A 25652-nucleotide genomic window follows, 5' to 3' on the forward strand; every position below is an offset into this window, starting at 1 on the left:
AAAATATGAAAATAACAATTTTAAACGATGCTATTTCTTTAAAACGCCAACTCGAGCAAGGCAATGAACAGCAGCTGCAAACCGTTCGTGAAGTCATTCAGGAAGTGCGCGTGAAAGGCGATGCGGCAATTAAATACTATAGTGAGAAATGGGACGGTTTCGCGCCTGAAAAATTGCGCACAACAGAGCAGGAAATTACAGAGGCTGTCAGCAATTTTGATAAGCAGTTATATGAGGATTTACAAGAAGCGGCAAACAATATTCGCCTATACCATAATGAGCAAAAACGGGTAGGGTTCCGTTTGCCATTAGCTGACGGATCTTATTTAGGACAACGCATTACACCGCTCGATGCAGTAGGTTTATACGTTCCCGGGGGATCGGCGGCATATCCGTCCTCTGTATTAATGAATGTGATTCCCGCACAAACAGCGGGCGTGAAGCGCATTGTCATTGCATCTCCCGCCGGCAAAGACGGGAAATTGCCGGATGCCGTCCTCGTTGCGGCACATATATTAGGCGTGACGGAAATATATAAAGCGGGCGGGGCACAAGCGATTGCGGCACTTGCCTATGGGACGGAAACAATCGCCCCGGTTGATAAAATTACAGGTCCGGGCAATATTTTCGTCGCATTGGCAAAGCGCGAAGTATTTGGCGATGTCGCAATTGATATGATTGCCGGACCTTCTGAAATTTGTATATTGGCGGACGAAACAGCATATGCCGATGAAATTGCGGCAGATATTTTATCACAAGCTGAACATGATGCGTTGGCAAGTGCAGTCTTGATTACAACAAGTGATGATTTAGCCGATGCAGTGGCAGAACAAGTAGAAATTCAATTGTCGAAATTACCACGGGAAGCAATTGCCCGAAAAGCGATTGAAAAATTTGGGCATATTTATATCGCAGAATCGATCGGAGAAGCGGTCCGCGCTGTGAATTCGTTGGCGCCGGAGCATTTGGAAGTCATTACCGAAAATGCTGAGCAAGTTTCGGAAATGATCAGCCATGCGGGAGCGATTTTTATTGGCCGCTATAGTTCGGAGCCTGTAGGGGATTATTTTGCGGGCACGAATCATGTATTGCCGACAAATTCAACAGCCCGGTTTGCAAGCGGCTTAAATGTCGATGATTTTATAAAGCGTACGAGCGTTGTATATTACAGTGAAAAAACTTGGCAGCAAAATTCACCGAAAATTGCGCGTCTTGCACGGCTTGAAGGATTGGAAGGACATGCAAGAGCGGTAGAATCACGCGGATGGGATAAAGGAGAAGAAGCATGAGACGTTTTGCGGAAATCGAACGAAATACAAATGAAACAAAAATTGCAGTAGAGCTTAATTTAGACGGTTCAGGTCAAGCGGAAATAAAAACAGGTGTCGGCTTTATGGACCATATGCTTGATTTGTTTATGAAGCATGGATTGTTTGACGGGAAAATTATTGCAAACGGAGATACTTGGATTGATGATCACCATACGACAGAAGATATCGGTATTGTTTTGGGCCAAGTTTTCCGCGAAGCATTGGGCGACAAAAAGGGAATAAAACGTTATGGCACCGCGTTTGTGCCGATGGATGACGCATTAGCCCAAGTTGTTGTGGATTGCTCAAACCGCCCGCATTTGGAATACCGGATTACACCAGAGCTAAATGCAAAGGTAGGGGCATTCGATACAGAATTAGTGCATGAGTTTTTATGGAAGTTCGCATTGGAAGCACGCATTAACTTACATGTCATCGTGCCATATGGGCATAACACGCACCATATTATTGAAGCTATTTTTAAAGCGCTGGCACGTGCATTGGACGATGCCATTCAAATTGATCCGCGAGTAAAAGGTGTGCCATCAACGAAGGGGCTGTTAACGTGAAGATTGGTGTAATAGATTACGGGATGGGCAATTTATTCAGTGTCGAGCAAGCATTAAAGCATCTGGATTCACAAGTCTTTATCTCGAATGATAAAGCACAGCTAGAAACGGCGGATGCTTTTGTGCTTCCAGGCGTCGGCGCTTTTCCGGATGCGATGAAGCGTTTAGAGGGTGCGGGTTTGGTTCGTTTCATTCAAAATACGAGAAAGCCATTACTTGGGATATGTTTAGGGATGCAATTATTATTTGAAGAAAGCGATGAAGTTGCAGCGACAAAAGGGCTTGGCATTTTTAAAGGACGTATTCAGCGGTTTACAGGGGTTTCGCGTATTCCGCATATGGGGTGGAACGACTTATCTTTACAGCAAAAACCGGATTGGCTAAGCGGGGGAAATTTACCTGAAGCGCGCCATGTTTATTTTGTCCATTCTTTTTATGCAAACAATACAGATGACAAAGAGCTTATCGCTTCTGCGGATTATGAAGATGTGCAAGTTCCAGGTATTGTTGCGAAGGCTAATTTTACAGGCATGCAGTTCCACCCCGAAAAATCAGGTCCGTTTGGCGTGTATTTATTGAAGGCTTGGGCAGAAGGAGTTAAAGAAAACATATGTTAACGAAACGAATTATTCCATGCTTGGACGTAAAAGAGGGGCGTGTTGTAAAGGGTGTCCAATTTGTGGAGCTGCGCGATGCGGGCGATCCTGTTGAATTGGCGAAATTTTATGATGAACAAGGTGCGGACGAGCTCGTATTTTTGGATATTTCGGCCTCACATGAAGGACGTGAAACGATGGTCGATGTTATTCGCCAAACAGCAGCGACTTTGGCCATCCCATTTACAGTAGGAGGCGGCATTCGAACGATGGAAGATATGAAGCGTATTTTGCGGGCTGGCGCCGATAAAGTATCTGTGAATACATCTGCTTTAGAGCGTCCGGAGCTTATTAAAGAAGGCGCAGATTACTTTGGCGCACAATGCATCGTTTGCGCAATCGATGCGAAATATAGCGAGGAAGACGGCACTTGGATGGTATATACACATGGCGGACGCCATAAAACGGCATGGACAGCCATTGACTGGGCGAAAGAAGCAGTGCGGCTAGGGGCCGGCGAAATACTCCTTACATCGATGAACAAAGACGGCGAAAAATCGGGCTTTGATCTGGCTTTGACGAAAGCAGTGCGCGACGCTGTAACAGTGCCTGTCATTGCGAGCGGGGGTGCGGGCAATGCGGAACATTTTCGTGAAGCATTGCAGGACATTAATGCAGATGCCGCACTTGCAGCAAGCATTTTCCACTATAAAGAAACGAGCGTGGCGGAAGTGAAGAGCTACTTAAAAGAAAAAGGGGTATGTGTACGATGAACGTAAAATTTAACGAGCAAGGCTTAATTACAGCAGTCGTTCAAGATGCACAATCGAGAGAAGTATTGACGGTTGCCTATATGAACGCGGAGTCACTGCAAAAAACAATGGAAACGAACGAAACTTGGTTTTATTCCCGGTCACGCCAAGAGCTTTGGCATAAAGGGGCTACGAGCGGCAACACGCAAAAGGTTATTTCGATCAAAACAGATTGCGACCAGGATGCATTGGTTATTGAAGTGATTCCTGCTGGGCCAGCTTGCCATAATGGAACAGCAACCTGCTTTACTGAAAGCTTGCTGGAAAACGAGCGTCCAGGTTCTGCCGCGATTTTGCCGCAGCTTGCTGAAGTGATTAAACAGCGTGAAACTGATATGCCAGAAGGTGCTTACACGACGTATTTATTCGAGAAGGGCATCGACAAAATTTGCAAAAAAGTCGGCGAAGAGGCAACGGAAGTAGTGATCGGCGCAAAAAACCGTGATGCCGAAGAAGTGAAATGGGAATCGGCTGACCTGCTTTATCACTTGCTTGTCTTGCTCCAGGAACAAAAGGTTGATGTATATGAAGTGCTTCATGTATTGCAAAAACGCCATGAAGGAAAAAGGGGATAATCGCTACATAAATTTCATCATTTTGCCAAACACGGTTTTAGGACATATTTGATGAATATGCTATAATGGAAAGAATTGATTAAGGGACGGCATATGCTCGTTCCTTATTTCTTTGTTTAAAAACATTATTTCACGCAATATACTGCATTGTTTAACTTCTTTTCAGTAAAAAGAAGCTGAACCACCGGCGTATTAGATTACGCCAGGGTGTAATTGATTATAAAGAAGTACATGAACGGAAAATGACTCGGAGGAATTTTATTGGAAAATAAACGTTTAAAAGCAAAAACAACAAATGTCGTGTCGTTTGTTCCGAATGGTGATTATTATTACAATAAAGCTTTAAAAGCAATAGAACGAGACGAGATGGATAAGGCGTATAAATTTATTAAACGCGCGGCAGACTTAAGTCCGGATGATGCGCATGTGCTGTTACAATACGGCATTCTGGAAATGGAGCTGCAAAATTTTGAACATGCTTACGAATTAATCCATACTGCATATAGTTTAGAGCCAAACGAACCTGAAATTATTTTCATGTTGGCGGAAGTGTCGGGCTGTATCGGGCATATTGCAGACGCTCAAAAATATGCGGCACAATATTTGGAAATGGAGCCGGATGGCATGTATATTGAAGACGCCTCCGAAATATTGGAGTTTGTTGATTATGTTTCGGAAGATTTTGATGAAATGGATGAATTTGATGGCGCGAAGCTTGTGGCGCAGGAAAAGGCCCGCCGTTATATGGAGCAGGGGGATTTCCGGACAGCGATCGAAATATTGGAGCAAACAATCGAGGAGTTTCCGGACCTTTGGAATGCCCATAATAATTTAGCGTTAGCATATTTCTATATTGGCGAGACTGAGCAAGCGCGCGCTATCCTGAATGAAGTGCTTCGCGAAAACAAAGGCAATCTTCATGCGCTTTGCAATTTGGCGGTATTTGCCTATTACGAGAAAAATAGCGACGAGCTCAAAAATCTGCTGTCGCTATTAAAGAAAATTCAGCCATTCGAATGGGAAAATCGCTATAAGCTCGGTGCAACATTTGCGTTGATCGGTCAATATGAAGAGGCGTATAAATGGCTGCGCTCCATGAGTAAAAAAGGGTATGAAGGCGATACAGGATTTTACTTTTGGCTTGCCCAATCCGCGTATTTCTCGGGGCATGAAACAGTAGCAAATGAAGCATGGAAAGTATTGATTCAAATGGATCCGTCAAAAGAAGGAATGGAGCCATGGGCAACCGGCGACGAGACAATTTCAAGAAAATCGGCGGAAAATCATCGCGACTTTATCATTCGTCAATTAACGAATGAGCATGAGTCGAGTCGATTATTCGGTCTCTTTCTATTGAAGCGTTCCATGCATAAGCAGGAAATTATTGCACATCCAAAAATTTTGGATGTCGCCGCTTTTTCCGACTTGGAAAAGCTCTGTCTAGCATATGCGCTTGATTATAACTTCAATGTAAACAGCAAGGAAGAGAAGCATTTCCTTCAATTTATGGAAGTGGCAGAGCTTATTGCAGCAACGAATGAGTCGATTTCATTGGAAGTTTCCCAAATTTTAAGTACGTGGTTTGCACTTGGCGAAATCGCGTTCCAGCAAGGCTATGCGTTTAAAAATTGTGCTGCATTAGCTGCCGCAATTGAATATTCATTTCATATTGCAGTCGAAAAAAATGTGACGAAAAAGGCGATTGCGGGCAAATACGGCATTTCAACTGCGACACTGACGAAATATAATGATGAATTATATGAGTTCGTGCCAGCCGACTTCGAATAGGCAGTATAGTTGTATTTATAAGAGCAATCTTATACGATAAATAGTAATGGTACACGCAAGAGGAGGATCAATATGTCTGAAGAAAAAATTTATGATGTAGTAATCATCGGAGCAGGTCCGGCAGGTATGACGGCTGCAGTTTATGCATCTCGCGCAAACTTATCAACATTAATGATTGAACGTGGTATTCCTGGTGGGCAAATGGCCAACACTGAAGCAGTGGAGAACTATCCAGGTTTCGATACAATTTTAGGACCGGAGCTTTCTACAAAAATGTTCGAGCATGCGAAAAAATTCGGTGCCGAATATGCATATGGCGATGTGTCTGAAGTAATCGATGGCGATGAATATAAAATCATCGTTTCAGGTAAAAAGCAATATAAAACACGCACGATTATTATTACAACAGGCGCAGAATACAAAAAACTGGGTATTCCAGGTGAAACAGAGCTTGGCGGCCGCGGTGTAAGTTATTGTGCCGTATGTGATGGCGCATTCTTCAAGCAAAAAAACCTGATCGTAATCGGCGGGGGCGACTCTGCTGTTGAAGAGGGCGTTTATTTGACGCGTTTTGCAGACAAAGTGACAATCGTTCACCGCCGTGATAAATTACGCGCACAGAAGATTTTGCAAGACCGCGCATTTGCCAATGAAAAAGTGGACTTCATCTGGAATTCAACGGTGAAAGAAATTCATGAAGTGAATGGCAAAGTAGGAAAAGTGACATTGGTATCAACAGTTGACGGCACAGAATCCGAAGTCGAGACAGACGGTGTATTCGTATATGTAGGCATGCTACCGTTAACAGCGCCATTTGCTTCACTTAACATTTTAAATGAAGCAGGCTATATTGTAACGAATGAAAAAATGGAAACGGCAGTGCCAGGCATTTATGCAGCAGGCGATGTGCGCGAAAAAATGCTGCGCCAAATTGTTACAGCAACAGGTGATGGCAGTATCGCCGCACAATCTGCGCAACATTTCGTAGAAGAAATAAAAGAAAAGATAAATCAATAAATCCTTAACATAAATGTAATCATATCGTTACAAAATACGGGTATACTTAATGTAGAATTTGTTTTAACCCCCTTATATTTTTATCCTAAGGTTGTTTCAAGCGTGTCTTGCGCTGAAACAACCTCTTTTTTTGGTAATTTGTCGTTCCCTCCAGCATGCTTCACTTAGAAAACCGGTCAAATGATACGAGTGCTTTTACGGAATGCATAGGACAAGGTATAATAGAAATAAGCTTTAGAAAAACACGTTTCGCTCCAAATAGCGCGAAATGATGTCCTTACTTATGTGGATATCCTTGAAAGCGACTCCACTAAATGAAAGAGTTGAGGTGTTGTGTATGCAACGTATTACAAATTTACTTGCTATTAAAGATGGTCAAGTATTATTGCTTCAAAAACCGAGAAGAGGCTGGTTTGTTGCGCCAGGCGGCAAAATGGAGCCAGGAGAATCCATCTATGAATCCGCTATACGCGAATTTCAGGAAGAAACGAATTTAACACCAAAAGACGTTCATTTAAAAGGCGTATACACAATGGTCATAAAAAATGGGGATACAGTCGTGGATGAGTGGATGCTTTATACATTTATCGCTACAGATGCGGAAGGCACACCATTTGTGGAAACACGTGAAGGATTATTAGGCTGGCACTCGATAGAACGGTTAAACGATCTTCCTATGGCTGAAGGAGACCGGACAAATTTATTGTTTGCGGCATTAAACAAAGGTATGCAATATGGTACATTTGAATATACAGAGGATTTTGAGCTATTAAGCGAGAAAATTCAAAACTCGATGGGAGAAAACTAGAGGAGATGAAACAAGTGGGTAGTTCGAGCTATACACATGAGTTAGTTATCATTACAGGAATGTCAGGGGCTGGAAAAACGGTAGCAGTGCAAAGCTTTGAGGATTTAGGCTATTACTGTGTCGACAATTTGCCGCCAGAACTTTTGACTACTTTTTTAGCGTTGATGAAAGATTCCGAGAAGAAAATTTCACGTATTGCGGTTGTAATGGATTTACGTGGGAGAGAATTTTTTGGCTCACTGATTGAAACGCTCGACGCATTATTGGATGAAGAGGATATTTTACTGCGCATTTTATTTTTGGAATCCGATGATGCCACATTAGTTCGACGCTATAAAGAATCGCGTCGTTCACACCCACTTGCACCGAAAGGCTTACCATTGGAAGGAATTCAATTGGAACGACAATTGCTTTCCGAAATAAAAGGGCGCGCGAAAACCGTCGTGAATACTTCCAAGTTGAAGCCCCGCGAATTGCGTGAACGCATCGCACAGGAATTTACAAACATGAGCAGCCCCACTTTTTCACTCAATATTATGTCATTTGGCTTTAAACACGGGCTTCCGATCGATGCCGATTTAGTATTTGATGTACGGTTTTTAAAAAATCCATATTATGTGGAAGAATTACGACATAAAACAGGACTCCAAACCGAAGTTTCATCTTATGTACTCGCAACAGAAGAGACACAGCAGCTTATAGCTAAACTGACGGACCTGTTTACATTCATGATCCCGCATTATAGAAATGAAGGGAAATCACAGCTTGTTATCGCTTTCGGCTGTACGGGTGGCCAGCATCGCTCGGTTACACTTGCGGAATATTTCGGGAAACTATTAGCCAAAAATGATCAAGTCATTATTTCACATAGAGATATCAATCATAGGAAGGATTGATGGAATGAAAAAAAAGAAGACACGCATCGTCGTAATTGGCGGAGGTACGGGCCTTTCGACAATATTACGCGGTCTAAAGCAACATGCTTTTGATATAACAGCTATCGTCACGGTTGCGGATGACGGTGGCTCTTCAGGTCGTTTACGGGACGACTACGATATACCGCCTCCAGGGGATGTGCGTAATGTCATTGCAGCTTTGTCCGATGTGGAACCGCTTGTAGAGCAAATGTTTCAGTACCGATTTTCGCAGTCAAATGATTTGGAGGGCCATTCGCTAGGCAACTTAATGCTGGCCGCCTTGACCGAAATTACAGGTGATTTTAATCATGCCATTGCTGAAATGAGCAAAGTTTTAAATGTGCATGGGAAAGTTATTCCCGCAGCAAACAAAAAAGTAACATTGCATGCGGAATTGACTGACGGAACATCGATTATCGGAGAATCCAAAATACCATCCGGCCATGCGCCGATCAAGCGCGTATATTTGGAGCCAAGCAATTTAAAGCCCTTGCCAGCTGCAGTTCATGCGATTGAACGGGCAGATTTTATTTTGATCGGACCTGGAAGCCTTTATACGAGCATCATTCCGAATTTGCTAGTAAGAGGGATTGGGCAAGCGCTCATTCGTGCAAAAGGCGAAAAGATTTACATCGCAAATTTAATGACCCAGCAAGGCGAGACAAGTCACTATACGGCATCACAGCATATTGAGGCGATACATGCACATGTGGGGGAAGCTTTTATTGAGTCGGTATTGATCAATGAAAGGGAGCTCCCTTCTTCAATCTATGAAAATTATTTGGAGGAAAATGCGGAGCCTGTGAAATTTGATGTGGAAAAATTGAAAAAAATGGGCATTAAAATCATTCCGAAAGAGATTGCCCTTATCCATAATGGAACTGTACGTCATGATGCGAAAAACTTAGCAGATTGGCTTTGTGAATATACAAAACAAAAACAACAAACGATGGAGTAAAATCATTCTGAAATAACTACATAGTTTGCTAGGAAAGGGGGAGCACAACGATGTCATTCGCATCAGAAACGAAAAAGGAGCTCACGCAAGTTGAAGCCGATGACAGCAGTCTAAAAGCAGAAGTGTCCGCCCTTATTCGAATGAACGGTTCTTTAAGCTTCGCAAACCGCCAGTTAAGCCTGGATGTTCAAACAGAAAATGCCGCGATCGCACGCCGGCTTTATACAATTGTGAAAAAGCTTTATCCGTATAATGTAGAGCTGCTCGTGCGTAAGAAGATGCGCTTAAAAAAGAACAATGTCTATATATGCCGTGTTCGGGATGGGGCTCGCGAAATTTTGGCCGACTTGGAAATTGTATCAAATTCCTTTGAATTCAATCATACAATTTCGGAAGTTATCATCCCAAAAAATAGTGAGCGTCGGGCATATTTACGCGGCGCCTTTTTAGCGGGGGGATCTGTCAACAATCCTGAAACTTCTTCATATCATTTGGAAGTTTATTCTTTATATAAGGAGCATGGGGAAGCGTTGGCACAGCTCATGAACCGCTATGATTTAAATGCGAAGACAATCGAGCGCAAAAAGGGCTTCGTAACATATTTGAAAGAGGCGGAAAAAATTTCGGACTTTTTAAATTTAATCGGCGCAACACAGGCGATGCTGAAGTTTGAGGATGTGCGCATAGTAAGAGATATGCGCAATAGCGTAAACCGTATCGTTAACTGCGAAACCGCCAATTTAAACAAAACGATTGGCGCCGCGTTAAGGCAAGTGGAAAATATTCGCTATATTGATAATGCTGTTGGATTGGACCAATTACCGGAAAAATTACGGGAAATCGCTCGGCTTCGTGTAGAATACCAGGATGTGACATTAAAAGAGCTGGGCGAGATGGTATCGACAGGGGCTGTCAGCAAATCGGGGGTCAATCACCGCTTGCGCAAGATTGACGAAATTGCCGAAGCACTGCGCCGCGGCGAAAAAATTTAACTTTTTTAACGTGTTTTAAAAATGGGCGAAAAGAATTTCAAGCCCCTGTTGGATAGGAAGTATGCCGGAAAATATGAATAAATGAGAACGATTTCATGGATGGCGTATTCTATTGTTGTTCTTTTCGGATAATTCCGATAAGATGAACTTATAGAAGCGATGAACGGTTGTGAAAGGGAGTATTTCAAGATGATCGAAAAACAAGTGGAAGTCAAGCTGAAATCAGGCTTACAAGCAAGACAAGCTGCGTTGTTCGTACAAGAAGCGAATCGTTTTAAAGCAGATGTCTTTTTACAAAAAGATACAAAAAAAGTAAATGCGAAATCGATCATGGGGATTATGAGCTTAGCGGTCGCAAAGGGGACGGTTGTTACATTATGTGCAGACGGCCATGACGAAGAAAAAGCTATACATGCTCTTCAGCTTCTAATCGAAAAAGCAGACTAATATGAAAAGCACAGCCAGCTCAGCATAGATTGAAGCGGCTGTGCTTTATTTGTGTTGGAGGAGATAGAAGGCAAGGCGCCAACTGATGGCAGAGCACGCGTAAAGCGTTGTTTTTGAACCTCGGCATAGCTGCAATAAAAGCTTGCTGTAAACGACGCAAAATTGCCCGTCCAAATAACAAAGCACACAAGATCAACTCTTGCATGCTTTCGGTTTACATTATTTTTTTAATTGGTTGCGCTCATAGATTTGGTCGATTAGGCCGTACTCTTTTGCTTGCTCCGCTGTCATGAAGTTATCACGATCTGTGTCGCGAGCTAAAGTTTCATAATCTTGGCCACTGTTTTCTGCCATGATGCGGTTCAGCTTTTCACGCAGGTGCAAAATGCGTTTTGCTGCGATTTCGATTTCTGTCGCTTGGCCTTGTGCACCGCCAAGTGGTTGGTGAATCATTACTTCTGCGTTCGGCAATGCGATACGCTTGCCTTTTGCACCAGCAGAAAGCAAGAATGCCCCCATTGATGCAGCCATACCGATACAAATAGTCGATACATCAGGCTTGATGAAGTTCATCGTATCGTAAATTGCCATACCAGATGTGATGGAACCACCCGGAGAATTGATGTATAGGTAAATATCTTTATCTGGATCTTCTGCTTCCAAAAATAATAGCTGGGCAACAATTGAGTTTGCAACATTGTCATCGATAGCGCTGCCTAATAAAATGATGCGGTCCTTTAATAAACGTGAATAAATGTCATATGCACGTTCGCCGCGGTTTGTTTGTTCAATAACTGTAGGAATTAAGTTCATTGAATAATCCTCCCTTTGTTAAAGCTTTTATTCGAATACTGATGCTGAAAAATGGAAAGTATTTCAGCTGTAAACCTATCATACACGTATTAGTCAGTTATGGTCAAATATAAACTCTGAATTTTGCAGTTGAAATTGACGGCGTTCATCTGTATAATGGGAAAAGTTGAACGTATATTATTATATGTCCTCGTGGTGTAATGGATAGCACGTAAGATTCCGGTTCTTAAAATGGGGGTTCGATTCCCTCCGAGGGCGTCACTTGCTTCATTTCTGAAGTAAATGAAATTTGAATAATTCTTGATCTCTCAGCATTCTGAAATTATTTTGCATAGAGAGTATCGCCAAAAATTCCATAAAAGATAAAACTGCGCTACACAAATACTACACATTTTTAATTTTATTTTAATGAGTTGAAAATATTCCTTTTCCACTGGGAAATTTCAAAACTACCCTATAAGTTTCCAATTCCATTATAAATGAAACACACTTCTTATGAAAATTTAAAATTCTTCACTGAAAATCATAGTTTAGACTTGAAAAAAGTGCAGATAATTAGTACATTATTAAATGTTGTGTCTTATCCGGATAGATAGACGCACTTTTGCATAATGCTTAGCAAAAGTCATTTAAAATATATTATCATGTCCTTTATTGGGCACCATTTTACTGTTTTAATATACTTTTCTATACCAATTGTAGAAATAGCTTAATAGCTTACTGTCTACAATCGAGAATGAAGTTTCGCTAGAATAAAGAGAATCACTGTACCGGTTCTTTTTATTCTATATTCATTCTCTTTTAAAATAATGACCAAAGACTACTTCTAAGATTCCCGTCGACGAAGTAGTCTTTTTTTTTTAAAAAGGGCTATTTTGCATATGCAAAATAGCTTTCTTCTATCAACCTAACCTTTCTCCCGCAAAAATAAACCCGCCTTTTCGCAAATTTTTCTAATAACAAACATACTTTATAGAAAATAGGGAATACAACTGACAGCATGCTCAAGCATATTTTGTGAAGAAAATATAATAACAGAATAATAAGATGATGAATAAATATTGAATTATATGAAAGAATCTTATCGAATTTGTTATAAAAATTCATCATAGTGCAATAATAATCATTTTTTTCAAAATTAAATGTTGTATATTAATTGTGAACTTAATATAATTGAACATGTTATTATCAAAAAAATTTAAACATCCAGGAGGATATTCATAATGAGCACGAGAAAATTATTTAAATGGGCAGCTCCTTTAGCGGCAGCGTCGATGATTTTAGCGGCATGTGGAGCAGATGAAAATACAGCAGGAGACAAAGAGTATACGAAAGTCGTAGCAGGAACAGAAGCAACCTATGCGCCTTTCGAGTATTTGGATGATAAAGGAAGCGTTGTCGGATTGGATGCCGATATTTTAACGGCAATCGGTGAAGAAATGGGCATCGAAACAGAAATAAAAAATGTTGGCTGGGACTCGATGATGAGCCAAGTAACAACAGGCGAAATCGATATGGGTGCAGCTGCGATCACGATTACAGATGATCGTAAACAAACATATGATTTCACGGATCCATATTATGAAGCGACATTATTAATTGTGACGAAGGAAGATTCGGCGATCGCTTCAATGGAAGATATTAAAGATGAAAAAATTGCGGTTCAAATTAATACGACAGGCCATCTTGCGGCACAGGATTTGCAAGGGAAGGCAAGCTCGAATATTTTGGCCTACGAAAACTTCTCTGTGGCGCTTACTGAAGTGTTAACGGGATCAGCAGAAGCAGCAATCGGTGATAATGCAGTAATTTTAGAATACTTAAAGAATAATCCGGATTCAGGCTTAAAAGCAGTTGAGGATGATTCATTCGAAACAGATTACTTCGGCTTTATGGTGAAAAAAGGCAATACCGAGCTATTGAATATTTTAAATGAAGGTCTTCAAAAAATTAAAGACAATGGCAAGCTAGCTGAAATTACAGGCACAGAAATCGAATAAGCGACAATGAAGTTATTGGAGGGTTTCAGATGGATTTTTTTGATTTTTTCCGTTGGGATATAATCTGGAACTACCGTGAACTATATGCAAAGGGTCTTTGGGCGACAATTGTTTTAACGGCATGTGGTTATATTGGTGGTGTCATATTCGGTCTACTTTTAGGATTAGGCCAAGTTTCAACAAAAAAATGGATTTATTGGCCGGCTAAAATATATGTAGACGTATTCCGTGGTACGCCAATGCTAGTGCAATTACTATTAATTCACTTAGCTGTTATTCCGACAATTTTTGGCTCATCGCTCGGTTGGTGGGTATCTGGTATCGTCGGCCTGATTTTAAATAGTGCGGCATACAACGCGGAAATTTTCCGTGCAGGGATTCAATCTATTGACAAAGGGCAGATGGAAGCGGCAAGGTCATTAGGTTTAACACATAGCCAGGCAATGCGTAAAGTTATACTACCGCAAGCATTCCGCCGCATGATTCCTCCTTTAGGGAATGAATTCATCGCATTATTGAAAGATTCTTCACTTGTAACGGTAATCGCCGGGGCAGAGATTTTATACGTAAGTAAAGTAGTTGCCGGAACGTATCAGCGTTTTTGGGAGCCATACTTATTTGCAGCATTCCTATATCTTGTATTAACGTATGCTGTAACGAAGCTTATTGCATTTATCGAAAAACGAGTTGATATTAATTACAACCCACGTAAGAAAAAGGAGCGCGCATAAATGATTAAAGTAGAAAACTTACACAAGCATTTTGGCAAGCTCGAAGTGTTAAAAGGAATCGATTATGAAGTACATGAAAAAGAGGTAGTTTGTGTTATCGGGCCATCCGGTTCCGGGAAGTCAACGTTTCTTCGCTGCATGAACTTGCTGGAGGAAGTAACGGATGGTGCAATCTATATTGAAGGTACTAAAATTAATGATCCGAAAACAAATATTAACGAAATCCGTACAGAAGTAGGGATGGTGTTCCAGCAGTTCAACTTATTCCCGCATATGTCGGTCATTGATAATATTACGATGGCACCAATGCAAATTCGCCAGCTGAGCAAAGCCGATGCCGAAAAACTGGCATTGGAGCTACTGGATAAGGTCGGTTTGCGTGAAAAGGCATATAACTACCCGCAGCAGTTATCAGGCGGTCAGCAGCAGCGTGTCGCGATTGCCCGCGCATTGGCAATGAAGCCGAAAGTGATGCTGTTTGATGAACCGACATCAGCTCTTGACCCGGAAATGGTAAAAGAGGTTTTGGAAGTAATGAAAAACCTTGCAAAAGAAGGCATGACAATGGTTGTCGTAACACATGAAATGGGCTTCGCACGAGAAGTCGGCGATCGTGTCCTGTTTATGGATGGCGGCTACATCGTAGAGCAGGGCCACCCGGATGATGTATTCGGCAATCCGCAAAACGAACGTACGAAAGCATTTTTAGGAAAAGTATTATAGCAGCAATGAAGAAACTATCTTATTATATATGAAAATATAGTGAGATAGTTTTTTTTATATTAATAAGTATCGGAAAATTCCGAATATATATTGTATTAATATTTATAAAGATGTATAATTATTACAAAAATATAAAAGGGGGATTTACATTGTTCAAAACAAATAAAATGCTTGCGGCGATGCTGCTTATTGCATTATCTGTTGTTTTAGCAGCATGCGGCACTGCGGATGAAAAAACTTCAAGTTCAACAGGGGATAACAAATACGCAAAATTACTAGTAGGAACCGAGGCAACTTTTGCGCCATTTGAATCGATGAACGACAAGGGGGAGATTGTCGGCATCGATGTGGATATTATGAAAGCAATCGGTGAGGAAGTCGGTTCAGAGGTGGAATTCAGAAATGTCGGTTGGGAGCCTGTATTCCAACAAATTACGAATGGGGAATTAAATTTAGGGGCATCAGGAATTACAATTACGGATGAGCGTAAACAAACATATGATTTCACGGATCCATACTATGAAGCGACATTAATGATTGTTGTAAAGGAAGATTCGCCAATCACGACATTAGATGAATTAAAGGATAAAAAACTGTCTGTCCAAATTAACACAACAGGTCATGAGGCAGCGAAAAAGCTGCAAGGAATGTCGAGCTCGAACATTTTAGCTTACGAAAACCAGCCGATTGCATTCCAGGAAGTAATCAATGGGGCAACAGCGGCAGCAATCGGTGACAATGCGGTTGTATTGGAATACTTGAAAAACAATCCTAAATCAGGCTTAAAAGCGATTGAATCAGATCAATTCGAAAAAGAATACTACGGCTTCATGGTGAAAAAGGGCAACACAGAATTGCTGGATCATTTAAATGAAGGCTTAAAGAAAATCAAGGAAAACGGCAAACTGGAAGAAATTACAGGACAAAAAATCGACTAGTTTGACTGCACATATTTCGAATGACATAGTATTATAATTAAAAAAATCTGCCTTGCACAAAAATACAAGGCAGATTTTTTGTTGTTTGATTAATTAACAGTAGCAGAATTTACAGGTGAAATGGATTTTTCGGCAACTTTTAATACTGCATTCACGAGCACGTCAGCACCTTTTGAGCATTCTTCGTAGGAAGTGTATTCGTCTTCCCGATGGCTGTAGCCCTTTGCGCTTGGCACGAAAATCATCGTTGACGGAATAAATCCGGCAATAAATTGTGCGTCATGACCGGCGCCGCTGAACATTTGGTGGCTTGAATATCCTAATTCATCGGTACTTGCTGCTACCGCATCCACTACTTCCGGTGCGAAATGCACGGTATCCCTTCCCCATAATTTCGTATAGCTAAGCAGGCAATTTTCGATTTCTTTCGGCAGGTCGAAAATAATTTGTTCCACTTGTCGAATAACTGTAGGGTCTTGGTGGCGGGATTCCAACGAGAAAATCACATTGTTTGGAATGACTGTATGAATATTCGGGTAAGCATTGATGCGCCCGATTGTATAAACGAGATCATCTGGAAGCTGTTTTAATTTATTTTGTAATACTGAAATAACTTGCATCGCGGCAAACATACTGTCCTTGCGCATTGAAATAGGGGTAGTGCCCGCATGATTTGATTCACCAGTTAATGTGATGTCATAACAAACCATGCCAAGAACGCCTTCAACTACGCCAATTTCTTTTTTATAATGTTCCAGCACGGGTCCTTGCTCGATGTGAAGCTCCAAATAGGCATGTGCATCCGTTAGCCGGTTTGCAATTTCACCCTCATAGCCGCTTTGCTTCAGTGCCTGTTCGAATGTCACGCCCTCCCGATCAGTGGAGGCAAGCATCTTTTCTTTTTCGAATTTCCCCGAAAGAACTCCCGAAGCCATTAATGATGGCTCGAATCGCGCGCCTTCTTCATTTGTGAAGTTTACGATTGTTAAAGGATGATTCAGTTCAATATCTTCGTCAATAATCGTTTGCACAGCCTCCAAAGCTGTTAAAACACCGAGAACGCCATCGAAGCGCCCGCCCTTAATAACTGAATCCAAATGCGAGCCCATCACAATCGGCAAATTATTGGAACTGTTTTGCAAGGTTGCATACATTGTGCCCATATCATCCGTCGTTACAGCCATTCCAAGCTGTTCACACATTTCCTTCAATTTATTGCGTGCGAGAATATCCTCACGGGAAAGGCTTAAACGCGTAACACCGCTATTTTCCGTTGCCCCAAATTGGCTGAATAGCTCGATATTTTTTTTCAGTCTTTCACGATTCGTTTTTAACATTGCGGGACCTCCTTTAAATGAATAATATATTTACATTAGCACGAACATATAACAAATTTATATATACTTAATGTAAAATGTTACAATAATTGTATGGACGAATTGTTAATTATAGGAGGCTGCTTATGTTAACTGTCAAAGAAGTTCTAAATCGGAAATACTTTGAATCTGCCAAAGTCGTTGCAGGTCAAACAGGGTTAAATCATGCTATAAAATGGATTCATATATTGGAAGTTATCGATGTGAAGCAGCTTATTAAGGGGAATGAGCTCATCCTTACGACGGGGGTAATTTTAAAGGACAACGAACAGGGGTTTATGAAATTTGTCCGGCAGCTCAGCGATTTGGATGTAGCCGGGCTGTGCATAGAATTAGGCATGTATATTCAAGCTATTCCGGATAGTGTCGTTAAGTTGGCGAATAGCCTGGATTTTCCGCTCATTGTCTTTCAGGAAATAGTACCGTTTGTCGGGATTACACAGGATTTGCATACCGAAATTATTCATCAGCAGTACGATATATTAAAACAGCTGGAAGAATACTCGCAAAAAATAAACAACTATGTGTTGAAAGTAAATGACAAAGTGAGAATTTTGCAGTATATGCAAAAATATTTAAACGTCGACATTTATTTTGAAGTGAACAAGGGGACAAGCCTCGCGATCCCTAATAAAAAGACAGAAAATTGCAAAAACAAAATCGATAGCTTAAACAGCAAGCATAAAGCAGCCATTGATATGAATTTATTTGATCAATTGTACGGAACGGTATATATATATTCCGAAAAAAGGGAAATCACCGAATTGGATATATTGATTTTGGACCGGACAGTTGTTACATTGTCCCAGTTTGTTTTGAGAGATTTATATATTGAGGAAAAGCTTGAAAACGAGAACCGCAAATTTTTCGAGAAATGGCTGGACGGTGAGAACAGCGACAACGAGATGCTTTATTTTATAGATGAAATCGACCAGAAATTGAAGCAAAACGGATGGATGGTTATGATTCACCAGCTGAGAAGGAAAAATATTAAAAACGATTTAACAAATTATAAAATCAATCTTCGCCAGGCATTGCAAAAAGAAGGTTTTTATACATTCATCGTGGAGCAGTCCCAATACTTAATCTTTATATTAAGCGATTTAGCGCAGGAGGCAACATATAAAGAGCGGATGAAGCGCGCGATGAATGAAATCATCAATCAATACAGACTGGATACGCTCATCGCTGTCGGCAAATATGTCGGCCATTATAATGAACTGAAAGAAAGCTATCAAACAGCCCATGATTCATTGCAAATCAGGATGAAAAATATGGAACTTTCCTATTTTTACGATGAATTGGTCCTTTATCATATGGTGAAGGTTTTGCAAAATAACAATAGCCTTATGCAAGCAGCAAAGGAAAAGATTGAAAAGCTAAGTCGGTATGACAGCAGGCATAATACGAACTTGATTCAAACGTTGGATATATATTTTCAGTGCAATGGATTGAAAAAGGAAACGGCCGAGAAATTATTTATTGTTCGTCAAACGCTTTATCATCGCCTTGAAAAAGTTGAGCAAATCATCGGCAATGATTTTATGAATTATGAAAACCGATTATGTTTGGAAATCATGTTATTAATGACAAAGCATAAATATTATGAGGAGCAAAAATTACCTTAATGTGAAATGCATGCAAAAAATGATTTTACACAATGTATAATGCCCTAACAAGTCTCATAAGCGAAAATAGAGGTAAGTTAAGAAACCAAGGAGGGAAATATATGAGCCAATACGTAGAGTATAACTGGAAGGCAAATGACGAAAAGCATGTATGGCATTCGATGAAGCCTTATAACCCGGATGCAACGTTTATAATTGAACGGGCAGAGGGGGCTTGGCTGACAGACATCGATGGCAATAAATATTTGGATGCTATGGCAGGGCTATGGTGTACGAATATTGGTTATGGACGAAAGGAAATCGCGGAAGTAGCTTATGAGCAGATGCTTAAAAATTCATATACACCGCTATCGTATGGGCATACTCCGGCAATTTTGCTGAGTCAAAAAATCAGCGAGCTGCTTGGCGATGAATATGTCGTTTTTTATTCAAACAGCGGTTCGGAAGCAAATGAAGTCGCATTTAAAGTAGCCCGGCAATACCATCAGCAAAAAGGTGAAACGAACCGCTATAAGATCGTCTCCCGCTACCGTGCGTATCATGGGAATACAATGGGCTCCTTAGCGGCAACGGGTCAAGCACAGCGCAAATATAAATATGAACCGCTTGCCCCTGGGTTTTTGCATGTAGCACCACCTGATCAATATCGGAACCCGGAAGAAATTCAAAATGGGGATGCGACGACATTGCCTAGTGTGAAGAATCTGGATCAAATGATGACTTGGGAAATGTCGGAAACGATCGCCGCTGTCATTATGGAGCCCATTATAACGGGTGGCGGTGTCATTGTGCCGAATGATGCCTATTTGAAAGGTGTTCAGGAGGTATGCGAGAAGCATGGTGCATTATTGATCATTGACGAGGTCATTTGTGGCTTCGGTAGAACAGGAAAGGCGTTCGGGTTCCAAAACTACGGGATTAAGCCTGATATCGTAACGATGGCAAAAGGATTGACAAGTGCGTACATGCCATTGTCTGCGACTGCAATCCGCCGGGAAATCTACGAACAATTTATGGCTGAAGGAGATTATGAATTTTTGCGCCATGTGAATACATTTGGCGGTTCACCGGTCGCTTGCGCAGTTGCCTTGAAAAATATTGAAGTGATGGAGCGCGAAAACTTATTTGAGCAGTCAACCCGGCTTGGGGAAGCACTCAAACGGACTTTAGCGGAAAATTTGAATGATCATCCATTTGTGGGCGATGTTCGAGGAAAAGGTTTATTAATAGGCATCGAGTTAGTTGAAAACAAAGAAACGAAAACCCCGCTTGATGTTCAGAAGGTGAATGCTGTTATCGCCTACTGTAAGCAAAAGGGGGTAATCATCGGCAAAAATGGTGTCACTGTGGCGAATTTCAATAATGTATTAACATTATCGCCGCCGCTTTCCATTACAGAGGAGGAAAAGGATTTTATTGCAAATACATTTATTGAGGCGGTTAACAGTATTAAATAAAGGAGGACATTCATAATGACAGAAGCAGTTTCGGTAAAGAGATTGACGCATTTTATAAATGGGGAATTGGCCGAGGGGAAAAGCAGGATCTATTCAAAGGTGTATAATCCTACTACCGGTGAAGTGATTGCTGAAGTGCCGATAGCAACAGCCGAAGAAACACGTGAAGCAATCGCAGCTGCAAAGGAGGCTTTTCCGGCATGGCGGGATTTATCTGTTGCAAAGCGCGCGGAAGTATTAATGCGCTTCCGTTATTTGCTCACGGAAAATTTGGAGAGGCTATTGGAGATCATCTGTACAGAAAGCGGGAAAACATTGGAGGATGCACGCGGCGAAGTTACACGAGCGCTGGAGTCGGTCGATTTGGCTATAGGGGCTCCCCACCTTGTAAAGGGCGAATATTCGGTGAACGTGGGCGGCCAAATTAATGCCTACTCGGCTAAATATCCTTTAGGTGTCGTAGCGGCCATCTCGCCATTCAACTTCCCGATAATGGTGCCGTTAGCGCAAACATCAATGGCGATAGCAGTAGGGAACGCGGTCATTCTGAAAGCTTCTGAAAAGGTGCCGATGACTTCTTTGTTTGTAAGCGAGCTGTGGAAAAAGGCAGGTTTGCCGGATGGGATTTGGACAGTGGTAAACGGCAGTAAAGATGCAGTAAATGAGCTGCTGGAAAACCCGACTGTTCAAGCCATTTCATTTGTCGGCTCTACGCCTGTTGCAAAATATATTTATGAAACGGGTTCAAAATACGGCAAGCGCGTTACTGCTTTAGGTGGCGGGAAAAATAATATGGTCGTCATGCCGGATGCGGATTTAGAGCAAGTGGCGAATGCGTTTATCGGTGCTGCATATGGCGCAGCTTCCCAACGATGCATGGCGATTTCCACAATTATGCCGGTTGGTGAAGAGACGGCTAATCGACTCGTAGCGATTTTGAAAGAGAAAATCAGCAACTTGAAAGTAGGCAGCTATAAAGAAGAAGGCACGGATTTTGGTCCGGTCATTTCGAAAGAGTCGAAAGAAAATATTTTGAAAGCGATCGATTTAGCTGAACGTCAAGGTGCAACGGTTGTAGTTGACGGCCGTGAACTGGATGTCGTGAAAAATTCGGAAGGCTTCTTTGTAGGGCCGACATTGCTGGACAATATTACGAAGGAGATGGAGATTTTCGATGAGGAAGTTTTCGGCCCGGCTCGAAATGTCGTGCGCGTAAACTCACTTTCGGAAGCTATTGATTTCATTAACGGTCAGGATCTGGCGAATGGCGTCACGATTTTCACGAATGATGGTGCGGCAGCACGCAAATTTACAACGGAGATTGATGTGGGTATGGTCGGCGTCAATGTGCCGATTCCAATTCCTGTAGGCTATCATAATTTTGCGGGCTTTAAAGGTTCGCGCTTTGGTGAAGGGCATATGTTTGGTCCGGATCAGGCCCGATTCTTTACAAAAACAAAAACGGTATCAGAACGCTGGCCGGATACAACGGAAAAAACAGCATCGACATTCGCATTTCCTAGCAATAATTAAAATACATGCAAAAAACAGCCTGATTCCGGATGTGGGGACGAGGCTGTTTTTGGTTTTATTAACAGTCGAGGGTACTTTTATTAGAACAATGCGGGCTGATATTAGAAAAAGCAAGCCGGTTATTAGAACAGTTGGGCGGATATTGATTTGGGCTTGGTGGAGGCGGGTTTATATTTTTATTAGAATATTAGCTAAGGATATTAGAAGAAGGGTGCTGGTTATTAGAACAGTTAGGGTGTTTATTAGAAAATGGGGAGGTAATGTGGTTTCCGAATGCCGATTTAGACGGGTGAATAAAAGGGTTCATAGTTTAAATAGAACACTGACAGCGGATATTAGAAGAAACGTAATGGATATTTGAAAATCGGGAGGGGATATTAGAACGTTGCGGACACATATTAGAACAAGAGAACGATATATTAGAAAATCGTAACTTTATTAGAAAAAATAAAAATATATTAGAACATCCGCCGAATATATTAGAAAACTTCCGACAGCAGCCTCCTCTTATTAGAAAACAGAAAAAGAAATACATTATGTTAGAAAAACTTACATATAAACAGCGTATTTCCTTATGAGCTTTAACATTTTGTCTAAAATATTTTCGAAAAAAATTACCTTTTGTATATTAATTTCAGTCGGAATATTCAGTAAATTTATGTATATGCAGGGTTTACAAAGGTTTTATTAACGAAAAATATTTTATTTAAATTTTTTTCGTTAATTATAAATTATGTTACTAATTATTACATATAATAATATATATTAAATTATATGCTTAAAAACTAGTAAATATTCTCAAAAGTTAGTAGTACTAGGATGTGCTTTGGTTTTTCATTTTTTCAAAAGAAATTATTAGAAAAACAGGAGGGTTCGCTATGAAAAAAGTAATTACCGGGGGAACAATTGTTACGGCTACTGATACCTATAAAGGCGATGTGCTAATCGAGGATGGGGTTATCCAGCAAATTGCAGCATGTATTAAAGACGTGGATGCAGAAATCATTGATGCAACAGGAAAGCTTTTATTCCCTGGGGGGATTGATCCGCATACCCATCTCGATATGCCGTTCAACAATACGGTAACAGATGATGACTGGGAGTCGGGGACGATTGCTGCGGCATTCGGGGGAACGACTACGATTATTGATTTTTGTATTAGTGCGGGCTCGCCGACATTGATGGATGCAATTGATACTTGGCATGCAAAATCAAAGGATAAGGCCGTAATTGATTATGGCTTCCACTTAATGATTGGCGATTTAAATGAGCAGCGCCTGAAAGAATTACCGGAAGCATTAGAAAGGGGTGGGATTAGCTCGATTAAAGTATTTCTGGCTTATGCAAAGGAATTTCAGGCTACGGATCGTACATTATTCCAGGCGTTTAAAGTCGGAAGCAAATTGGGCGCAACAATTATGGTGCATTGCGAAAACGGGTCTGTCATTGATGAGCTTGTGGAAGAGGCAAAAGCAAATGGTCAAACTGAGCCAATCTATCATGCATTAACTCGTCCGCCGGAAGTTGAGGGAGAAGCGACAAAGCGTGCGATAGAGCTGGCGAATTTGGCGGGTGCGCAACTTTATGTCGTGCATGTAACGTGCAAAGAAGCTGTTGATGAAATCATCTCCGCACGCAATAAAGGCTACAACGTTTTAGGGGAAACGTGTCCGCCGTATTTAGTATTGGACCAAACAGCGTTGGAAAAGCCGGATTTTGAAGGGGCGAAATATGTATGGTCACCGCCATTGCGCCCTGTAGAGCATCAGGAAGTATTGTGGAATGCATTAAAATCAAAGCAGCTTCAAACAATCGGATCGGACCAATGTTCATTTAGCTTCAATGGCAAGAAAACATTAGGGAAGGATGATTTTTCGAAAATCCCGAATGGAGGACCATTTATTGAAGATCGCTTTTCCGTGCTGTATTCAGAAGGGGTAGTGAAAGGCCGCATCACGGAGAATGAATTTGTTGATATGATTTCAACACAGTCAGCAAAGATTTTCGGCTTGTTCCCGAAAAAAGGGACGATCGCGGTCGGTTCGGATGCGGATATTGTATTGTTTGACCCAACAGTTAGACGGACAATCTCAGCTGAAACACACCATATGAATGTAGATTACAACGCATTTGAAGGGTTGGAGGTCACAGGAGAACCGGTAAGTGTGCTAGTGCGCGGTGAATACGTCATTCAAGACAAAAAGTTCGCCGGCAAGCTTGGAAGCGGCCAATATATTCGCCGCGAAGTAAAGGGCTCAGCTAAAGTAACTTCATAGCGCTGAAAAGTAATAACAAATCAAACTGGAGAGGATTGTTATGAAATGAGTAATAGCTTAGCAAAAAACTTTGAAGAAATATTTGGTGGATTAACAACATACTCGGCAACCGTTGAAGCGAACCGCTGCTTGTATTGCTATGATGCGCCCTGTATTCAAGCATGTCCAACGAGCATTAATATTCCAAGCTTTATAAAGAAAATAGCTTCGAATAATATGAAAGGTTCAGCGCGTGTCATTATGGAATCAAATCCAGTAGGAGCAAGCTGTGCGCGAGTATGTCCAACGATCGAGCTTTGTGAGGGGGCTTGTGTGTTGAACAGCGAGGAAAAACCGATTCAGATTGGTCACCTGCAGCGCTATGCAACGGATTGGCTGCGCGGTTCCAATGTGAATCTGTTTACGCCAAAACCCGCAAACGGCAAGAAAATCGCAATTATCGGAAGCGGGCCTGCAGGATTATCTGCTGCAAGAGAATTGGCGCTATTAGGATATGGTGTGACGATTTACGAAGCAGATGAAAAAGCAGGTGGCTTAAATTATTACGGCATCGTTTCTTTCCGCCTGCCGCAGGATGTTGTGGAATGGGAAGTGCAGCAAGTGCAAAACCTCGGTGTTGAAATAAAGACAAACACGAAAATCGGGGAAAATGTATTGGTTGACGAGCTTCTTGCCGATTTTGATCGCATCATCGTGGCGGTTGGAATGGGGAGGGTGCCAATGCTGGGCATTGAGGGAGAAAACTTAGAGGGTGTATATGATGCGATTGATTTTGTGAAAGAATCAAAAGCTACGTTCACAGATAAAGTGCAAGGCAAAAAAGTAGTGGTAATTGGTGCGGGCAATACAGCGATTGATGCCGCAACATGTTCGGTCAGATTGGGCGCGGAGCAAGTTCAGATTGTTTACCGCCGCACATCAAAAGAGATGACAGCCTATGATTTCGAATTTGATTTTGCCAAGCAGGACGGCGTTGAATTCAGATGGCTATCACTGCCGAAGCGAATCCTGGGCGACGAAAACGGCAAAGTAGTCGGTATGGAATGCGTAAAAATGAAGCTCACTGGCATCGAAAACGGAAAAGGCACTTTAACTGAAATCCCTCATTCTGAATTTGTAATTGAAACAGATGCGGTCATCCGGGCAATCGGTCAATCAAAGCAGCATGAGCTAATCGAACATTTAGGGTTAGCGAATACACGTGGTGTGATCGATGTAGATATGAACAGCTTAAAGACATCGAATCCGAAAATTTATGCTTGCGGCGATGTTATTTACGGCAATGGGTACGGTGAAGCGACAGTCGTATCCGCGGCACAGCAAGGGAAAGATTCGGCATACGCAGTTCATTATGAACTAAACGCAAATTCAGAAATTGCATAGGGGGA

23 protein-coding genes and 1 tRNA gene are annotated in these 25652 nt (G+C 41.5%); 22 read left to right on the top strand and 2 right to left on the bottom strand.

The window, feature by feature from the left end:
• Positions 1–5: 5 nt before the first annotated feature.
• The 12 genes from hisD to ACTHOQ_RS08770 all read left to right on the top strand — a co-directional run bounded on the left by hisD (position 6) and on the right by ACTHOQ_RS08770 (position 10789).
• Positions 6–1289: a histidinol dehydrogenase gene (gene hisD, locus ACTHOQ_RS08715; RefSeq protein WP_440495532.1), complete on the top strand. Its 1284-nt coding sequence runs from the start codon at positions 6–8 to the stop codon at positions 1287–1289.
• Complete coding sequence (gene hisB / locus ACTHOQ_RS08720) at positions 1286–1879, top strand: imidazoleglycerol-phosphate dehydratase HisB (protein WP_440495533.1); 594 nt, start codon at positions 1286–1288, stop codon at positions 1877–1879. The genes hisD and hisB overlap by 4 nt, the downstream gene beginning before the upstream one ends.
• The gene (gene hisH, locus ACTHOQ_RS08725) at positions 1876–2496 is read left to right on the top strand and encodes an imidazole glycerol phosphate synthase subunit HisH (RefSeq protein ID WP_440495534.1); all 621 of its coding nucleotides are present in this window, start codon (positions 1876–1878) and stop codon (positions 2494–2496) included. The genes hisB and hisH overlap by 4 nt, the downstream gene beginning before the upstream one ends.
• Positions 2490–3248 carry an imidazole glycerol phosphate synthase subunit HisF gene (gene hisF / locus ACTHOQ_RS08730; protein WP_440495535.1) on the top strand — a complete coding sequence of 253 codons (759 nt, stop codon included), beginning with the start codon at positions 2490–2492 and terminating at the stop codon, positions 3246–3248. The genes hisH and hisF overlap by 7 nt, the downstream gene beginning before the upstream one ends.
• Positions 3245–3862, top strand: a complete 618-nt coding sequence (gene hisIE, locus ACTHOQ_RS08735) for a bifunctional phosphoribosyl-AMP cyclohydrolase/phosphoribosyl-ATP diphosphatase HisIE (RefSeq protein WP_440495537.1) — start codon at positions 3245–3247, stop codon at positions 3860–3862. Before hisF ends, hisIE begins: the two co-directional genes overlap by 4 nt.
• A 261-nt stretch (positions 3863–4123) precedes the next feature.
• Positions 4124–5650, top strand: coding sequence for a tetratricopeptide repeat protein (locus ACTHOQ_RS08740; RefSeq protein ID WP_440495538.1), 1527 nt, complete (start codon positions 4124–4126; stop codon positions 5648–5650).
• A gap of 72 nt (positions 5651–5722) precedes the next feature.
• Entirely contained in the window at positions 5723–6667 is a 945-nt protein-coding gene (gene trxB, locus ACTHOQ_RS08745; protein WP_440495539.1) for a thioredoxin-disulfide reductase, read from the top strand.
• A 337-nt stretch (positions 6668–7004) separates the two neighbouring features.
• Positions 7005–7475, top strand: a complete 471-nt coding sequence (locus ACTHOQ_RS08750) for an 8-oxo-dGTP diphosphatase (protein ID WP_440495540.1) — start codon at positions 7005–7007, stop codon at positions 7473–7475.
• 14 nt (positions 7476–7489) lie between these two features.
• Positions 7490–8371, top strand: coding sequence for an RNase adapter RapZ (gene rapZ / locus ACTHOQ_RS08755; RefSeq protein ID WP_440495542.1), 882 nt, complete (start codon positions 7490–7492; stop codon positions 8369–8371).
• A gap of 4 nt (positions 8372–8375) precedes the next feature.
• Entirely contained in the window at positions 8376–9350 is a 975-nt protein-coding gene (mgfK, locus tag ACTHOQ_RS08760) for a gluconeogenesis morphogenetic factor MgfK (protein ID WP_440495543.1), read from the top strand.
• A gap of 50 nt (positions 9351–9400) precedes the next feature.
• Positions 9401–10342 (top strand): DNA-binding protein WhiA, encoded by a 942-nt coding sequence (whiA, locus tag ACTHOQ_RS08765; RefSeq protein ID WP_440495545.1) that lies wholly within the window; start codon positions 9401–9403, stop codon positions 10340–10342.
• Positions 10343–10531: 189 nt separating this feature from the next.
• Entirely contained in the window at positions 10532–10789 is a 258-nt protein-coding gene (locus ACTHOQ_RS08770) for an HPr family phosphocarrier protein (RefSeq protein ID WP_440495546.1), read from the top strand.
• Positions 10790–11008: 219 nt separating this feature from the next.
• On the opposite strand, the gene clpP is transcribed toward ACTHOQ_RS08770, so the two are convergent.
• The gene (gene clpP, locus ACTHOQ_RS08775) at positions 11009–11602 is read right to left on the bottom strand and encodes an ATP-dependent Clp endopeptidase proteolytic subunit ClpP (RefSeq protein WP_440495547.1); all 594 of its coding nucleotides are present in this window, start codon (positions 11600–11602) and stop codon (positions 11009–11011) included.
• Between the two features lie 186 nt (positions 11603–11788).
• Between clpP and ACTHOQ_RS08780 the strand changes: the two genes are divergently transcribed.
• The 5 genes from ACTHOQ_RS08780 to ACTHOQ_RS08800 all read left to right on the top strand — a co-directional run bounded on the left by ACTHOQ_RS08780 (position 11789) and on the right by ACTHOQ_RS08800 (position 15994).
• A tRNA-Arg gene (locus tag ACTHOQ_RS08780) sits at positions 11789–11860 on the top strand.
• 965 nt (positions 11861–12825) lie between these two features.
• A complete protein-coding gene (locus ACTHOQ_RS08785) occupies positions 12826–13602 on the top strand; it encodes a basic amino acid ABC transporter substrate-binding protein (protein WP_440495548.1) in 777 nt (258 codons plus the stop codon).
• Positions 13603–13631: 29 nt separating this feature from the next.
• Positions 13632–14333: an amino acid ABC transporter permease gene (locus tag ACTHOQ_RS08790; protein WP_440495550.1), complete on the top strand. Its 702-nt coding sequence runs from the start codon at positions 13632–13634 to the stop codon at positions 14331–14333.
• A complete protein-coding gene (locus ACTHOQ_RS08795) occupies positions 14334–15056 on the top strand; it encodes an amino acid ABC transporter ATP-binding protein (RefSeq protein WP_440495552.1) in 723 nt (240 codons plus the stop codon). It begins immediately after the preceding gene.
• Between the two features lie 149 nt (positions 15057–15205).
• Positions 15206–15994 (top strand): basic amino acid ABC transporter substrate-binding protein, encoded by a 789-nt coding sequence (locus tag ACTHOQ_RS08800; RefSeq protein WP_440495553.1) that lies wholly within the window; start codon positions 15206–15208, stop codon positions 15992–15994.
• 89 nt (positions 15995–16083) lie between these two features.
• Here the strand turns inward: ACTHOQ_RS08800 and ACTHOQ_RS08805 are convergent, their stop codons facing one another.
• Positions 16084–17331: a Zn-dependent hydrolase gene (locus tag ACTHOQ_RS08805; RefSeq protein ID WP_440495554.1), complete on the bottom strand. Its 1248-nt coding sequence runs from the start codon at positions 17329–17331 to the stop codon at positions 16084–16086.
• A gap of 125 nt (positions 17332–17456) precedes the next feature.
• Here ACTHOQ_RS08805 and ACTHOQ_RS08810 point away from each other — a divergent pair, with 125 nt between their 5' ends.
• The 5 genes from ACTHOQ_RS08810 to ACTHOQ_RS08830 all read left to right on the top strand — a co-directional run bounded on the left by ACTHOQ_RS08810 (position 17457) and on the right by ACTHOQ_RS08830 (position 25647).
• Positions 17457–18998 (top strand): PucR family transcriptional regulator, encoded by a 1542-nt coding sequence (locus ACTHOQ_RS08810; RefSeq protein ID WP_440495555.1) that lies wholly within the window; start codon positions 17457–17459, stop codon positions 18996–18998.
• A 101-nt stretch (positions 18999–19099) separates the two neighbouring features.
• Positions 19100–20455, top strand: coding sequence for an aspartate aminotransferase family protein (locus ACTHOQ_RS08815; protein ID WP_440495556.1), 1356 nt, complete (start codon positions 19100–19102; stop codon positions 20453–20455).
• 15 nt (positions 20456–20470) lie between these two features.
• Positions 20471–21988 (top strand): CoA-acylating methylmalonate-semialdehyde dehydrogenase, encoded by a 1518-nt coding sequence (locus tag ACTHOQ_RS08820; protein ID WP_440495557.1) that lies wholly within the window; start codon positions 20471–20473, stop codon positions 21986–21988.
• Between the two features lie 878 nt (positions 21989–22866).
• Positions 22867–24264 (top strand): dihydropyrimidinase, encoded by a 1398-nt coding sequence (hydA, locus tag ACTHOQ_RS08825; RefSeq protein ID WP_440495558.1) that lies wholly within the window; start codon positions 22867–22869, stop codon positions 24262–24264.
• Positions 24265–24309: 45 nt separating this feature from the next.
• Positions 24310–25647 (top strand): NAD(P)-dependent oxidoreductase, encoded by a 1338-nt coding sequence (locus tag ACTHOQ_RS08830; protein ID WP_440495559.1) that lies wholly within the window; start codon positions 24310–24312, stop codon positions 25645–25647.
• The last annotated feature ends 5 nt before the right edge of the window (positions 25648–25652 follow it).

It is taken from the genome of Solibacillus silvestris (assembly GCF_051967575.1).
Classification (GTDB): domain Bacteria; phylum Bacillota; class Bacilli; order Bacillales_A; family Planococcaceae; genus Solibacillus; species Solibacillus silvestris_B.